Here is a 14,298-nt window from a genome sequence, read left to right as displayed (position 1 = left end):
GTCCAGCCTCGCACCGGGCCGCCGCGGGTGTCGCACCCGCTACCGGGTCCCGGCCCCGACGTCCGCGTTTCGTAAGGAGCGGGAGTCCGATATGCCCGCTTGTGGTTCGTAGGGTGAACGCCGTGATCCCCTCGACACCATCATCACCGGCGGGCGTGGACGTGGTGCTGCCCTGCCTGGACGAGGCCGAGGCCCTGCCGTGGGTACTCGCCCGGATCCCGGCGGGCTGGCGCCCCCTCGTGGTCGACAACGGCTCCACCGACGGTTCGGCCGACGTCGCCCGCGCCCTGGGCGCGACCGTGGTCCACGAGCCGCACCGCGGTTTCGGGGCCGCCTGCCATGCCGGGCTGACCGCCGCCACCGCCGACGTCGTCTGTTTCTGCGACTGCGACGCCTCGCTGGACCCCTCGCTCCTCGTCCCGTTCGTGCGGGAGGTACTCGACGGCGAGGCCGACCTGGTCCTGGGACGACGGCGGGCCCGGGCCCGCGGGGCCTGGCCCGCGCACGCCCGGGCCGGCAACCTCGCGCTCGCGCGGCTGCTGCGCCGCCGTACCGGCCTGCGCCTGCACGACCTCGGGCCGCTGCGCGCCGCCCGCCGGGAGCCGCTGCTCGCGCTCGGTCTCAGCGACCGGCGCAGCGGGTACCCGCTGGAGATGGTGGTCCGCGCGGCCGACGCGGGCTGGCGGATCGCGGAGCACGACGTGCCGTATCTGCCACGCACCGGCACCTCCAAGGTGACGGGCACCTGGCGCGGCACCTGGCAGGCGGTTCGGGACATGAGCCGTGTCCTGGCCGAGCCCCCGACCGGCGGGAGGACCGTACGGTGACCACGCTGCTCGTCATCGCCAAGGAACCGCTGCCGGGGCGGGTCAAGACCCGGCTCGTCCCGCCGTTCAGCCCCGCCGAGGCGGCCGCGCTCGCCGAGGCGGCGCTCGCCGACACCCTGCTGGCCGTCGCGGCCGCCCCCGCCGACCGGCGCGTCCTGGTGCTCGAGGGAACGCCCGGCCCCTGGCTGCCGCCCGGTTTCGACGTCGTACCGCAGTGCGCGGGCGGTCTGGACCTGCGGCTGGCCGACGCGTTCGCGCGGTGCGACGGGCCCGCCCTGCTCATCGGGATGGACACCCCGCAGGTGACCCCGGCGCTGCTCGACGTGGACTTCGCCGGGTACGACGCCTGCTTCGGTCCGGCGGAGGACGGCGGCTTCTGGGCGCTGGGGCTGGCCCGGCCCGACCCGGCCCTGCTGCGGGGCGTGCCCATGTCCACGCCGGAGACGGGCGCCGTCCAGCGGCGGCGGCTGGTGGCCGCGGGGCTGAGGGTGCGCGACCTGCCCCGGCTGCGGGACGTGGACACCGCGGCCGACGCGGCGGCGGTCGCCTCGCTGACGCCGCACGGCCGGTTCGCCGCCCGGCTGGCCGGGTGCGCCGCGCACACCGGGCACGGGACCGGCCGATGAGCGCGTCGCGGGCCGCCGCCTGGGCCGTCGCCGACCCCTACGCCACCGCCCTGCGCACCGGGCGCGGTCCGCTGTTCCTGCGCCGTAGCGACGGATGGCTGCTGCCCCTGGAGGTCGAGCGGTGGTGCGCGCGGGCGGACGCGGTCGACCGTGCGGTGCTGGACCGGTGCGAGGGTGCCGTGCTCGACGTCGGCTGCGGGCCGGGCCGGCTGGTGGCGGAACTCGCCGGCCGGGGCCGCACCGTCCTCGGGATCGACGTCAACGAGGCGGCGGTCGACCACACCGGGCGGCTCGGCGGCCAGGCCCTGCGGCGCTCGGTGTTCGAGCCGCTGCCCGGCGAGGGACGCTGGGGCACCGTGCTGCTCATGGACGGCAACGTCGGCATCGGCGGCGACCCGCGCGCCCTGCTGGACCGGGTGAACCGGCTCCTGTGCCCCGGTGGCCTGCTGATCGCCGAGACGGTGGCGGTGGACGTCGACGAACGGTCCGAGGTGCAGGTCGTCGACGGCGCCGAGGGCCGGACGGGCGGCGGCGCGTTCCCGTGGGCGCGGCTGGGCACCCCGGCCCTGCTGCGGTACGCGGCCCGGGCGGGCTGGGGCGCCGACGGTCAGTGGACGGGGGGCGGCCGCCGTTTCGTCGCCCTGCGCAGCCTCCCCCGCTCTCGCATACGCGTCGGCGGGGAGAGCCTGATCGCCAGCAGCAGCGCCGAGCCGCCGAACAGCACCGCCGTGATCAGCAGCCAGCGGGCGAGGAAGCCGTCCGCCGACAGGCCGGTGGCGGACCGGTAGCGCTGGTCGACCATCCCGCTGATCAGCGGGAACCACACGAGCAGGAGCAGCGCGGACAGGGCCGCCGGGACACGGACGTACATGGTCCACTCCCGGCGTCCGGCGGACCCGAGCCCCCGCACGAGCGCCCGGTCCGCCAGCGCGTACAGCGGCAGCAGCACCAGGTCGTGCAGCAGGGCCGCCCCCACCAGCCACAGCGCCACCCCCCGCCAGTCGTCCGCGAACAACCGCGCCCCGGCATAGCCGGCCAGCGCGAACGAGCAGGCCAGCAGCAGGATCTGGAAGGGGCTGCCGAGCGGTGGGCGCAGGCGCATCACAGGTCTCCGAAGGTGAGCCGGGCCACCCACTTGGTGTTGAGCACACCGGGGGCGGCGGGCACGATGATCCGTGCCGGGTAGCCGTGGTCGGGGGACAGATCCTCGCCGTTGACGTACAGGGCGAGCAGGGAGCGGGGGTCGGCCACCTGGTTGGCGCGCAGGGCGGCGCGGCGGAAGGCGCCGTGCCGCTGGAGCGACTCCACGAACAGGTCCGGCGGGTCGCCGTCGTGGCCGACGAGCGCCGCGAGGTCGCGCAGCCGCACCCCGCGCCACCACTGGTCCGCCGTGGACCAGCCCTCGACGCAGGCGATGGGCAGCGCAGAGCTGTGCAGCGGCATGCGGAGCAGCTGGTCGCGGCTGAGGCGGACGGTTCCGCCGCGCCCGGTGACGACGAGCCGCCACGCCTGCGCACCGGTCTCCCTGGGGTCGATCCCGGCGTACGCGGCCGTCTTGTTGATCTGGAAGCCGTTCGGTCCGGCGCCCGGGTCGGTGCCGCCGTGCGGCGCGAGGAGGGCGGTGCGCCGCAGCGCGCCCCCGATGCTCTGGCCCACGGTCGTGGCCAGGAGCAGCAGTGAGGCGCCGCCGACGAACCACAGTGCCCCGCGCCGGGAGACGGTGGGCGCAACGGGCCGAGGCGTGACGAGACCGCCCTGCTCACGACCGCCCTGTCCGCGGCCGTCCCGTTCACGGCCGCCCAGTTCACGACCGCCCAGTTCACGACCGCCCTGCTCACGACCGTCCCGTTCACGACCGCCCTGTTCACGACCGTCCCGTTCACGACCGCCCTGTTCACGACCGTCCCGTTCGTCCTGCCGTCGGCGAACGGCGCGCAGGGCGGTCGGCACCTTCAGCACCGCATGCGCGACGAACGCGGCGAAGAACACCCAGGCGCCGTAGAAGTGCAGCGGGTAGAAGGAGCCGGGGAAGACGTAGTCGAGCTGGACGTTGAGGACGCCGGTCGTGAATTCGAACAGCCCGCCGCCGACGAGCAGCAACAGGGAGATCCGCTCCAGCGCGTGGGCGAGCGAGCGGGCCGGGGGCAGGGCGAACAGCCTGGGCACCACCGACCAGAGCTTGGCCAGCAGGACCGGGATCAGGGTGATGCCGAGGGTGACGTGCAGGCCCTGGGTGAACCGGTACAGCCAGTGCGGGTCGGTCGGCCAGGAGAAGAGGTAGAAGCCGAGGATCCCCTTGCCCGGGGTCTGGTCGTTCACCGGTGAGAGGTCCGGGTTGTAGGCGGCGTACGACACCAGGCCCGTCACGAACAGCACGGTGATGCCGACGAGCAGCACGAGCCCGAGCACCGAGGTGAACCAGGTGCCGCGCAGCGGGCTGCGCCAGAAGCCGGGCGAGGAGGGAAGCCGGGGGTCGTCGTCTCGCATGATCCGACGGTAGGCCGGGAGCGCCCCGGCGGCAGGCGCGCGACCCATGACGAAAGTCTGACGTCAGGCCGTTGATCCAGTCATTCGCCCGGTCGCCGACCTAGCGTTCCGGTGTGACCCGCCGTAGCCGATATGCCGATCTCAGTGCCGCCTCGGCGGCCGTGCTGCTCGTCCTCGTCGCCGTGCTCGTCGGCCGGCACCTCCAGGACGGCTATCGCAACCTCTTCGTCCACTGGCCGCCGCTGTTCGCCGACTGGGACCCGCACGTGGGCCCGGGCACGCCGGCCGCCGTGCTGGTGGCGGTCGCCGTGGTGGCCTACGGGCCGTCCGTCGCCGCGCGGCTGCCGTGGCGGTGGCTGCTCCCGGCGGCCTGGGCGGCGGCGCTGGCCTGGACGTGGTCGCTGGCGCTGGTCGACGGCTGGCGGCGGGGCGTGGCGGGCCGGCTCACCACCCGCAACGAGTACCTCTCGGTCATCGGCCGCTTCCACGACATCCCGGCCACCCTGCACGACTTCACCCACCACATCGTGAGCGGCTCCCCCGCGCCCTGGCCCGCCCACATCGCCGGGCACCCGCCGGCGGCCACCCTCACGTTCGTCCTCCTGGACCGGATCGGTCTGCGGGGCGGCGGCTGGGCCGGTGCCTGGTGCATCACCGTCGGGGCGACCGCATGTGCGGCGGTGCTGGTGGCGGTGAGGGCACTGGCCGACGAGCGCCTGGCCCGGCGGGCGGCGCCGTTCCTGACACTGGCCCCGGCCGCGGTGTGGGTGGGTGCCTCGGCCGACGGGTACTTCGCGGCGGTCGCCGCCTGGTCCATGGCGCTGCTGGCTCTCGCGGTCACCGGGCGGTCCGTGGCCTGGGCGGCGGGCAGCGGACTGCTGTTCGGCCTGACCTGCTATCTCTCGTACGGTCTCACGCTGTTCGCGCTGATCGGGGCGGCGGTGCTGGTGCTGGGGCGGCGCCGGGTCCGCGAGCGGCCGGTGCTGCTGCCGGTGCTGTTCCTGGCCGGGGCGGCGGTCGTCCCGGTGGCGTTCACGCTCGCCGGGTTCGACTGGTGGGAGGGGTACCGGCTGCTGGTCACGCGCTACTACGAGGGTGTGGGCGGCATCCGGCCCTACGGCTACTGGGTGTGGGCCAACCTGGCCTGCTCGGTGCTGATCACCGGTGTGGCCACCGCGGTGGGGCTGGGGCGGGCCGGCTCCCTGCTCGCCCGCCGCCGGACGGCGATCCCGGCCGAGGTCCGGCTCGCCCTCCTCGTGGCGGCGGCGCTGCTCGCTCTGCTGGCCGCCGATCTGTCCGGGATGAGCAAGGCGGAGACGGAGCGGATCTGGCTGCCCTTCGCGATGTGGCTGCTGCCGGCCTGCGCGTTCCTGCCCCGGCCGCGGATCTGGCTCGCCGCGCAGGCGGTGCTCGCCCTGGCGCTGAACCATCTGCTGTTCACCGGGTGGTGAGCCCGGCCGCTCCCGGCCGGGCCGTCTCATGCGGCCCGGCCGGTGGTCCCACCTCGGGACCGGGCCGGCCGGGCCGCCTCGTGCCGTTCCGGGTCAGCCTTCCCGGCCGGCCGGCCGCGAACGGAAGCGGCGGTACAGCACCGTCCCGCCCATCAGCGACGCCACGCTCGCGCCGGCCGCCGCCCAGGCGGCGTCCCCTCCGGTGTGGGCGAGTGTCCCGGCCGTCCGCTGCCGGACGACGACGGGCGACGGCTTCGGCGCGGCCGGGTGGGTGGCGGGCGGGAGGTGGCGAACCGGCGGCGTGACCCGCGTGGGCGGTTCAGGCGAGGGCGTCGTGGGCGACTTGGGTTCTTCGGGGTGGTCGTCCGAGGCGTTCACGGACTCGTTGCCGAAGACGGGGTTGCCCACGCCCACCACGTTGACGGAGTTGCCGCTGATGTTCACGGGCAGATGGACCGGGAGCTGGATGCCGTTGCCGGAGAGGACGCCCGGCGAGCCCTGAGCGCTGCCCACCGCCTCGGCCCCGCCCGGGGTCTTGGCCCCGCCCGAGGTGGCCCCGGCCGAGGTGGCCCCGCCCGAGGTGGCCCCCTTGTCAGCCGTGGCCCCTTTCGCACCGGTGGCCTTGCCGGTGTCGTCGCCCACATTGGCGCAGCGGTTGCCCATCGCGGGGTTGAGCAGACCGACCACGTTCACGGTGTTCCCGCACACGCTCACCGGGAGATGCACCGGCAACTGGATGTCGTTGCCGGAGATGACCCCGGGCGATCCGCTCGCGGAACCGTCGGCGGCGGAGTCGGCGTACACCGGCGCCGCGACGGCCATCGCACCGGAGGCGACGGCAATGGCGATCACACTGTTTCGGGTAGCCCGTTTCATTGGGTTCCCTGCCCTTCCAGACACGGTCGCGGGCACTCACCCGCGCCCGGCAAAACGCATGTGAAACCCAACAAGTTATGGTTTTTCATCCTTTTGCCAGGCAAGAAGGGTGAGTCAGCGCGCCGGGTGGGCCCGTACCGCCCCGTACAGATGGCCGAGCGTGCCGCAGCGGTGGAGCCGGACAACTGATAGCTCTCGGTAGGGCGACCGCCGCCGGAACCGATCGATCCGGGAATTCCGACCCGGGAACCGACCGAGACGAGGAGCGATGGCAACCACCGTACGAGACAGCAGGGCCGAGACTGCGCCCGCCGGTCTGCAACTGCCCGGGATTCTCCTGGGAGTGGGACTCGGCGGATTCGTCGACGGGATCCTGCTGCACCAGCTCCTTCAGTGGCACCACATGCTCACCAGCACCGACCACGACCACATCGGGGTCAAGTACTACGACCCGCACAGCGTCTCCGGGCTGCGGATGAACACCGTGTGGGACGGCGTCTTCCACACCGTCTGCTGGCTCGCCGTCCTCACCGGGCTCGCCGTCCTGTACGCCCGGGTGACCACGGGCCGGCGCCGGGTGTGGGCCTCACGGGTGCTGTGGGGGTGGATCCTGGCCGGGTGGGGACTGTTCAACCTCGTGGAGGGCGTGCTGGACCATCACGTCCTCGGCATCCACCACGTCCACGGCGGGCCGTACCAGGTCTGGTGGGACCTCGGCTTCCTCGCCCTCGGCGCGCTGCTCCTGGCCGGCGGCCTGCTGCTTCAGCGCAGCGGACGGGCGTTCGACCCGGCGGCCCCCGGCACCGGCCGCGACGGACGCACCGGCTGATGGACCACGACATGTCCCACTCCCCGCACCCGGAGAGCGCCGGTGTCGTGGGGTTCGTGCTGCCGGTCCTGGTGCTGTCGGTGTGCGCGGGCGGCTATCTGCTGCTGGCACGCAGGGCTCACCGCCGCAATCCGGCGCGATCCTGGCACGCGTGGCGGACCGTCGCCTTCTGCGCGGGTGTCGGCCTGCTGGCAGTGGCGCTGCTGCCCCCTGTCGCACCCTTCGCGCACCGCGACTTCCGCGGTCACATGGTCCAGCACATGCTCATCGGGATGTACGCGCCGCTCGCCCTGGTGCTCGGCGCCCCGGTCACCCTTCTGCTGCGCACCCTTCCCGCGCCCCGCGCCCGCCGGCTCACCACCGTGCTGCACGGCGGCCCGGCCCGCCTGCTCGCGCACCCGGCCGTCGCCCTGCTGCTGTCGGCGGGCACCCTGCCGGTCCTGTACTTCACCCCGCTGTACGAGACCGTCATGGATCAGCAGGCCGGTCACTGGCTGCTGCACGCGCACTTCCTGCTGGCGGGGTGCCTTTTCGCGCACTCCGTCGCCGGGCCCGATCCCGCCCCGGGCCGACCCGGCGTGCGTGCCCGGCTCGTCTGTCTCGGGTGCGCCATCGCCGTGCACGCGGTCACCGCGCAGCTGATGTACGGCGGCTTCTGGGTGGACGTCCACGCGCCCGTCCCCGAGGTGCAGGGCGGCGCGGAGATCATGTACTACGGCGGCGACATCGCCGAACTCCTCCTGGCGGCGGCACTCGTCGCCACCTGGCGTCCCGTGCGCCGCGCGATGGCGGCACCGGCCGCGCAGCCGGTCCGGTAGTACCGCCGTGGGCCAGGGCGAGCACCCCTCTCGGATAGCAGCCATGGATACAATGTCCATGTACCGTATTCACCATGAGCAACCTCTCCGAACAGGCCACGCCCGGTTTCCTGGTGTGGCGGCTGTCGATGAAGTGGCGGGTCGCGGTGGACCGGGCGGTGGCGCCGCTCGGGCTGACCCACGCGCAGTACTCGCTGGTGGCGTCGCTCCACGGCATGCAGCGCTCCGGGCTCCGCCCCAGCCAGCGCCGCCTCGCCGACCACACCGGCCTGGAGGCCCTCTACGTCTCCAAGCTGGCCCGCGGCCTGGAGGCGGCCGGCCTCCTCGAACGCACCCGGGATCCGGCCGATCCCCGCGCTGTCCAGCTCGCCCTCACCGAGGAGGGCCGCGAGACCACCCGCAGGGCGATCGACATCGTCCAGGGGCTGCTGCGACAGCTGCTGGCCCCGCTCGGCGGACCCGACAGCCCGCGCGCCCAGGAGTTCACCCACGACCTGACGGCCCTGCTCGACGCGCCCCTCGATCCGTCCGCCACCGCCGACGGCACCCCGCCGGCCACGGACCAGTAGTGGAATATTGAACAACCTCCTTCGGTTGTGGCCGCCGAAGGAGGTCACGAGTGGAGACGCAGGTTCAGACCACGTACTACGACCACGGCACGGCCGCCGAGCGCTGGGAGCGCGCGCGGCTGTTCTTCGACGCGAAGGACTACGCGGGTGCGGCGCGGGTGCTGGCCGGGCTGGTCGAGGAGGTGCCGGAGCAGACCGGACCCCGGCTGCTGCTGGCCCGCGCCTACTACCACTCGGCCCAGCTGGGCCGCGCCGAAGCGGAGCTGCGGGCCATCGTGGAACGGGACCCGGTGGAGCACTACGCCCGGCTGATGCTGGGCCGCACGCTCCAGCGGCAAGCCCGCCACGAGGAGGCGGAACAGCACCTGCGAATCGCCTCGGCGTTCGCGGGTGACTTCCCTCGGGAGTGAGCCCTACGTTCCGAGCCGGCCCCCCGCCTCACAGGGGGGTCGCGGCGTGCAGGATCAGGAACAGGGTGACGGCGGAGTTCGCCGACGACATCGCGGACACCAGCGCCCCGGCGGCGGCGGCCCACGCGGCCAGGCCGACCGAGGTGAACGCCGACGGAAAGGTACGCGCCACCGGCGCGGGGGCCAGCAGCGCCGCCACCCGGCGCGGCACGGGACCGGTCACGGCCAGCGCCGCCAGGGTCGGCGCCGGGGCGCGCGGGGACAGCAGGGCCGCCTTGCCGATGGCGCGGGCGACCGTACGCCGGTCGCCCACCGCACGGGCCGCGTCCTCGTCCGCCCACCGCTCTGCCGCGTAGACGACGGCGGTACGCAGCGGACGCAGGAAGGGGTTGGCGCGGGCGGCCAGCTGCGCGGCGAGGAGATGGCGGTGGTGCCGGGCGGCCAGGTGGGCGCGCTCGTGCGCGAACAGCGCGCGCCGCTCGGCGGGGGCCAGACCGGCCAGCAGCGCCGTGCTGACGACGATCCGGCCCCGGCCGCCCGGGAGCGCGTAGGCGTACGGCACGGTGTCGGGCAGGACCGCTACCGTGCGCCCCGGCACCCCGGCCAGGGCCCGGCGGGCGCCGCGGGTGACCCGGCGGTGCCGCCACAGGGTGCGGGCACAGGCGGCGGCCACCACGGCGAGCGCCGGGATGGCGGCCCGGCCCGCCACCTCGTCGTACGGCACGGCGGCCCGCACCTGGGGGTCGGACCAGCCGTCCGGCAGCGGGTTGCCGGGCAGTTGGGCGGTGCCGACCACCATGAGCAGGGCCAGGCACAGTGCGCTGCACACGGCCATGACGACGGCGACCGCGGTCAGCAGCCGGGTGGCGGTGCGCGGGTGCAGCCGTGTCTCGGCGAGCCGGGCGACCGGCCACGCGGACAGCGGCAGCACCAGCGGCAGGAAGACGAAGACCCCCATGAGCGGTCAGTCTTCCGTACCGCCGGGGTCCGTGCCCGGGATGTCGAGCAGCGCCCGCAGCACCTGCTCGTCGCCGGGCGGCAGGGCGGTGACGAAGCTGGCCAGGACCGCCTCGCGGTCCCGTTCGCCGTCCAGCAGGCGGCGCATGCGCAGGGCGGCCAGCCGTGCCACGTCGGCCGTCGGCGTCCACAGGAAGGACCGGCCGTGCCGCTCGCGGGAGACGACGTCCTTGGCGAGCAGCCGGGTCAGGATGGTGACGACGGTGGTGTAGGCGAGGTCGCCGCCTAGGCGTTCCTGCACCCACGCCGCGGTGACCGGCCCGTCCGCCTCCCGCAGCGCGCCGAGCACCTGGCCCTCCAGTTCTCCCTGGCCGCGCCGCCGGGCCCGGCCGCCTTCAAGCGCCATCGCCCCGTCTCCTCGTTCCTGTTTTCCCGCGGCTCGCCCTCCGACGCGCCCTTCGGCGTGTCGTCCTACGCTACTTCACCCCGCCGACGCTCCGTGGCCGCGGCGCCGCGCCGGTGCGCCACGGGTGGCGGCGGGTGGGCGTGGCATGCTGACGCGATGGCACCTTCCCGTGATGACACACCGCTCGCCGAGCGGGTCGAGGAACTCCTCGCCGCCGGCGGCCCCTTGCCCATCGTCGCGGCCGGCCGGCCGGTGCTGCGGCGCGGCACCGAGCCGTACGAGGGCCAGCTCGGCCCCGCGCTGCTCGCCCGGTTCGTCGAGGCCCTGCGCACCACCATGCACGCGGCCCCCGGGGTCGGCCTCGCCGCGCCGCAGGTCGGGGTGCCGCTCAGGATCGCGGTCATCGAGGACCCGGCGCCGGTGCCGGCGGAGGTGGCGGCGGCCCGGGGCCGGGTCCCGCAGCCGTTCCGGGTGCTGGTCAACCCGGTGTACGAGCCGGTCGGCACCGCCCGGGCGGCGTTCTTCGAGGGGTGTCTGAGCGTGCCGGGGTGGCAGGCGGTGGTGGGCCGGCACGCCGAGGTGCGGCTGCGCGGCGAGGACGAGCACGGCCGCCCGCTGGACGAGGTGTTCACGGGCTGGCCGGCCCGGATCGTCCAGCACGAGACGGACCACCTCGACGGCACGCTCTACCTGGACCGCGCGGAGCCGCGCTCGCTGTCGACCAACGAGGCGGTGGCGGCCCTGTGGGCCCAGCCGGCGCCGGATGCGGCGGCCGCGGCCCTGGGCTTCGAACTGCCGTAGTCCGGGTTCAGTTGTCCCGGTAGGCCTCCAGCAGCCGCAGCCACACCTCGCTCAGCGTCGGGTACGACGGGACGGCGTGCCACAGCCGGCCGACGGGGACGCGGCCGGCGACCGCGACGGTGGCCGAGTGGATGAGTTCTCCGACGCCCGGGCCGACGAAGGTGACCCCGCGCAGGATCTCGTCCTCCAGGTCCACGACCATGCGGGCGCGGCCCTTGTAGCCGTCGCCGTACAGGCCGGCCCCGGCGACGGAGGAGAACTCGACGTCGACGGCGCGGACCCGGTGGCCGGCCTGTTCGGCCTCGGCGAGGGAGAGTCCGACCGCGGCGGCCTCCGGTTCGGTGAAGACGACCTGGGGCACGGCGTCGTGGTCGGCGGTGGCGGCGTGGGCGCCCCAGGGTTCGTCCGGGAGGTGGCTGCCGGCGGCGCGTGCGGCGATGGCGGCGCCCGCGATGCGGGCCTGGTACTTGCCCTGGTGCGTGAGGAGGGCCCGGTGGTTGACGTCGCCGACCCCGTACAGCCAGTCGGTGCCGGTGACGCGGAGGCTGTCGTCGACGTCCAGCCAGGAACCGGGTTCCAGGCCGACGGTCTCCAGGCCGAGGTCGTCGGTGTGCGGGACGCGGCCGGTGGCGAAGAGGATCTCGTCGGCCTCGATCCGGTCGCCGGCCGAGGTGACGGCCACGACCGTGCCGTTCTCGCGGGTGACGGACTCCACGGAGGTGCCGGTGCGGAGGTCGACGCCCGCTTCGGCGAGGGCCTCGGCGACCAGTTCCCCGGCGAACGGCTCCATGCGGTTCAGCAGGCCCTTGCCGCGGACCAGCAGGGTGACCCGGGAGCCGAGGGCCTGCCAGGCGGTGGCCATCTCGGTGGCGACGACACCACCGCCGACGACGACCAGCCGGCCGGGGGCCGCCTTGGCGCTGGTCGCCTCGCGGCTGGTCCAGGGCCGCACCTCGGCGAGTCCGGGCAGGTCGGGCAGCTGGGCGCGGGTGCCGGTGGAGACGGCGACGGCGTGCCGGGCGGTGAGGGTGGTGACCGTGCCGTCGGGACCGGTGACGGTGACCGTACGGGGGCCCGCCAGGCGTCCGTGACCGCGGTACAGGTCGGCGCCGGTGCCCTCCAGCCAGGCGGCCTGACCGTCGTCCTTCCAGTGGGAGGTGTAGTCGTCCCTGCGGGCCAGCACGGCCGGGGTGTCGAGGGGGCCCTGGACGGCCGGGGCGAGGCCGGGCAGGCGCCGGGCGTCGGCCTGGGCGATGACCGGCCGGAGCAGGGCCTTGCTGGGCATGCACGCCCAGTACGAGCACTCGCCGCCGAGCAGTTCGCTCTCCACGACCGCGGTGGTCAGGCCGGCCGCGCGGGTGCGGTCGGCGACGTTCTCCCCCACCGGGCCGCCCCCGATCACCACGACGTCGTACGCGATGGATTCCGTTTCCGTCATGGGGTCAGTCTGGTGGGTGGTGTGCGCCCTGGCCACATGGGTACGCGCGCGGAACACAGGCGTGCACGGGTGGAATAGGCGGCCCGGCGGCCGTGTTTCCGCCGTCGGCACACCCCACACCAGGAAGAGGGAATCACGCCATGAGCAGCACCGTGGAGCTGACCAAGGACAACTTCGACCAGTTGGTCTCCGAGAACGAGTTCGTCCTCATCGACTTCTGGGCGTCCTGGTGCGGTCCGTGCAAGCAGTTCGCCCCGGTGTACGAGAAGGCCGCCGAGGAGAACCCGGACCTGATGTTCGGCAAGGTGGACACGGAGGCGCAGCCGGAGCTGGCCGCGGCCTTCGGCATCTCGTCGATCCCGACGCTGATGATCGTCCGGGACCAGGTCGCGGTCTACTCCCAGCCGGGCGCCCTGCCCGCGCCGGTCCTCCAGGACCTCATCGGGCAGGCCCGCAAGCTCGACATGGACGAGGTGCGCAAGAGCATCGCCGCCCAGGAGGGCCAGACCCAGCAGTGACGCGCGGCGGTGAACCGTACGGCGGGCCGGGACGGTGACGCGCACGGCGGCGGGGCACGGTGGTGACCCGTACGGCGGGCCGGGGCGGTGACCCGTACGGCCGCCGGGCACGGCGGTGGCGCCCACGCCTGCCGGGCACGGCGGTGACGCACGCTGCCGGTCACGCCGTGGCCCTTGAAGCCCAGGTCAAGGGTGACGTGCCGGGCCGGAGACGGTGGTGCCGTGCGGGGTTTCGGGAGGCGACGGGCGCGGGGCCGGTTCAGCTGGATTCGCGCCGCACCACCGAGGCCGCCAGCACGGCGTGCACCTCGGGCTCACCGCCGGGGTCGCGTACCGCGCGGTCGACCAGTTCGGCGAGGTCGCGGCCCGACGGCAGCTCGATGCGCACCGTGCTGAGCCGGGGCCGCAGCAGCCGGCCGAGCATCAGGTCGTCGGCGCCGATCAGGGCGACGTCCTCCGGAACCCGTACGCCCTCGTCCTGAAGGGCGCGCATCAGCAGCATCGCGTACTCGTCGTTGTAGGCGAACACCCCGTCCGGGCCCGAGCCCGGCCAGCGGGAGGCCAGTTCGGCGGCGGAATCCTCGGTGTAGGCGAGCGGCAGCTCCGTCACGGTGGCGTCCGTGCCGCGCAGCGCCTCGCGCACGCCGGCCAGCCGGGGCAGTGCGTAGTCGTCGAGCCCGGGCTCCTGCGGCATGACGACACCGATCCGGCGGCGGCCCCGGGCGTACAGGTGGGCGCCCGCGCAGTGGCCGACGGCGTCGTGGTCCATCAGCAGGGCGTGCGCTCCCTCGACGCGGCCGGGGCCGACGGTGACCACGGCCCGGGCGCCGGAGCGCTTGAGGACGGCGACGCCCTCGGGGCCTAGGCCCGCGCCGGGCACCAGCACGGCCACGGGCCGCAGCTCTGCCCAGGCGCGGGCTGCCTCGTCGCCTTGCAGGCCCACGCTGCCGTACTGGACGACGGTGTAGTCGAGACGGCCGAGGGCCCACTGGAGTTCGTTGAGGAACCTGCCGTAGAGGTGGCCCACCGGGATGGCCGGGGCGGGCATCAGGACCAGGCGGCTGTGTCCGGCGCGCAGGCTGCGGGCGGCGGCGTGCGGGACGTATCCCAGTTCCTGGGCGGCCTCGCGCACGCGCCGGCGTGTCGCTTCGCTGATCCGTACCGCGCTCGTGTTGTTGAGGACGTAGGAGACGGTCGCGCGCGAGACCCCCGCCAGGCGGGCCACATCGGCACTCGTGGGCGTGTTCGGTATCTGCACCATGACAGACCGCATCTTGGCAGAGGA

Annotated in this window: 16 protein-coding genes; 10 read left to right on the top strand and 6 right to left on the bottom strand. The window is 74.5% G+C overall.

Annotated features, from left to right (window positions below; genetic code table 11):
- Positions 1-113 precede the first annotated feature (113 nt).
- Genes JK361_RS04545 through JK361_RS04535 form a run of 3 tightly spaced genes read left to right on the top strand, consistent with a single transcriptional unit; the run spans position 114 to position 2,241 of the window.
- The gene (locus JK361_RS04545) at positions 114-827 is read left to right on the top strand and encodes a glycosyltransferase family 2 protein (protein WP_372448681.1); all 714 of its coding nucleotides are present in this window, start codon (positions 114-116) and stop codon (positions 825-827) included.
- Positions 824-1,453 carry a TIGR04282 family arsenosugar biosynthesis glycosyltransferase gene (locus tag JK361_RS04540; RefSeq protein ID WP_201814350.1) on the top strand — a complete coding sequence of 210 codons (630 nt, stop codon included), beginning with the start codon at positions 824-826 and terminating at the stop codon, positions 1,451-1,453. Before JK361_RS04545 ends, JK361_RS04540 begins: the two co-directional genes overlap by 4 nt.
- Positions 1,450-2,241 carry a class I SAM-dependent methyltransferase gene (locus JK361_RS04535; protein WP_201814349.1) on the top strand — a complete coding sequence of 264 codons (792 nt, stop codon included), beginning with the start codon at positions 1,450-1,452 and terminating at the stop codon, positions 2,239-2,241. The genes JK361_RS04540 and JK361_RS04535 overlap by 4 nt, the downstream gene beginning before the upstream one ends.
- 313 nt (positions 2,242-2,554) lie before the next feature.
- Here the strand turns inward: JK361_RS04535 and JK361_RS04525 are convergent, their stop codons facing one another.
- Complete coding sequence (locus JK361_RS04525) at positions 2,555-3,940, bottom strand: molybdopterin-dependent oxidoreductase (RefSeq protein ID WP_201814348.1); 1,386 nt, start codon at positions 3,938-3,940, stop codon at positions 2,555-2,557.
- A gap of 113 nt (positions 3,941-4,053) precedes the next feature.
- On the opposite strand from JK361_RS04525, the gene JK361_RS04520 reads away from it, so the two are divergent.
- Positions 4,054-5,391, top strand: a complete 1,338-nt coding sequence (locus tag JK361_RS04520) for a hypothetical protein (RefSeq protein ID WP_201814347.1) — start codon at positions 4,054-4,056, stop codon at positions 5,389-5,391.
- Between the two features lie 93 nt (positions 5,392-5,484).
- Here JK361_RS04520 and JK361_RS42330 read toward each other — a convergent pair whose 3' ends face one another.
- Positions 5,485-6,243, bottom strand: a complete 759-nt coding sequence (locus tag JK361_RS42330) for a chaplin (protein ID WP_201814346.1) — start codon at positions 6,241-6,243, stop codon at positions 5,485-5,487.
- A 292-nt stretch (positions 6,244-6,535) separates the two neighbouring features.
- On the opposite strand from JK361_RS42330, the gene JK361_RS04510 reads away from it, so the two are divergent.
- The 4 genes from JK361_RS04510 to JK361_RS04495 all read left to right on the top strand — a co-directional run bounded on the left by JK361_RS04510 (position 6,536) and on the right by JK361_RS04495 (position 8,893).
- Positions 6,536-7,096 (top strand): DUF2243 domain-containing protein, encoded by a 561-nt coding sequence (locus JK361_RS04510; RefSeq protein ID WP_201814345.1) that lies wholly within the window; start codon positions 6,536-6,538, stop codon positions 7,094-7,096.
- Positions 7,096-7,914 carry a cytochrome c oxidase assembly protein gene (locus tag JK361_RS04505; RefSeq protein WP_236052487.1) on the top strand — a complete coding sequence of 273 codons (819 nt, stop codon included), beginning with the start codon at positions 7,096-7,098 and terminating at the stop codon, positions 7,912-7,914. The genes JK361_RS04510 and JK361_RS04505 overlap by 1 nt, the downstream gene beginning before the upstream one ends.
- Positions 7,915-7,988: 74 nt before the next feature.
- The gene (locus tag JK361_RS04500) at positions 7,989-8,483 is read left to right on the top strand and encodes a MarR family winged helix-turn-helix transcriptional regulator (protein ID WP_201814344.1); all 495 of its coding nucleotides are present in this window, start codon (positions 7,989-7,991) and stop codon (positions 8,481-8,483) included.
- 50 nt (positions 8,484-8,533) lie between these two features.
- On the top strand, positions 8,534-8,893 hold the full coding sequence (locus tag JK361_RS04495; protein WP_201814343.1) for a tetratricopeptide repeat protein: 360 nt from the start codon (positions 8,534-8,536) through the stop codon (positions 8,891-8,893).
- A gap of 28 nt (positions 8,894-8,921) precedes the next feature.
- Here the strand turns inward: JK361_RS04495 and JK361_RS04490 are convergent, their stop codons facing one another.
- Positions 8,922-9,851 (bottom strand): M56 family metallopeptidase, encoded by a 930-nt coding sequence (locus tag JK361_RS04490; protein ID WP_201814342.1) that lies wholly within the window; start codon positions 9,849-9,851, stop codon positions 8,922-8,924.
- A 6-nt stretch (positions 9,852-9,857) separates the two neighbouring features.
- On the bottom strand, positions 9,858-10,256 hold the full coding sequence (locus tag JK361_RS04485) for a BlaI/MecI/CopY family transcriptional regulator (RefSeq protein WP_201814341.1): 399 nt from the start codon (positions 10,254-10,256) through the stop codon (positions 9,858-9,860).
- Between the two features lie 156 nt (positions 10,257-10,412).
- Between JK361_RS04485 and JK361_RS04480 the strand changes: the two genes are divergently transcribed.
- Positions 10,413-11,057, top strand: coding sequence for a peptide deformylase (locus tag JK361_RS04480; RefSeq protein ID WP_201814340.1), 645 nt, complete (start codon positions 10,413-10,415; stop codon positions 11,055-11,057).
- A 7-nt stretch (positions 11,058-11,064) separates the two neighbouring features.
- On the opposite strand, the gene JK361_RS04475 is transcribed toward JK361_RS04480, so the two are convergent.
- Complete coding sequence (locus JK361_RS04475) at positions 11,065-12,495, bottom strand: dihydrolipoyl dehydrogenase family protein (RefSeq protein WP_201814339.1); 1,431 nt, start codon at positions 12,493-12,495, stop codon at positions 11,065-11,067.
- A 140-nt stretch (positions 12,496-12,635) separates the two neighbouring features.
- Between JK361_RS04475 and trxA the strand changes: the two genes are divergently transcribed.
- A complete protein-coding gene (trxA, locus tag JK361_RS04470) occupies positions 12,636-13,013 on the top strand; it encodes a thioredoxin (protein WP_201814338.1) in 378 nt (125 codons plus the stop codon).
- Positions 13,014-13,272: 259 nt separating this feature from the next.
- On the opposite strand, the gene JK361_RS04465 is transcribed toward trxA, so the two are convergent.
- Positions 13,273-14,286: a LacI family DNA-binding transcriptional regulator gene (locus tag JK361_RS04465; protein ID WP_201814337.1), complete on the bottom strand. Its 1,014-nt coding sequence runs from the start codon at positions 14,284-14,286 to the stop codon at positions 13,273-13,275.
- Positions 14,287-14,298 lie beyond the last annotated feature (12 nt).

The sequence above is a fragment of the Streptomyces musisoli genome (assembly GCF_016741855.1).
Taxonomy (GTDB): domain Bacteria; phylum Actinomycetota; class Actinomycetes; order Streptomycetales; family Streptomycetaceae; genus Streptomyces; species Streptomyces musisoli.
The sequence above is the reverse complement of the archived record's forward strand: the minus strand, read 5'-3'. Positions and strand labels throughout refer to the sequence as shown.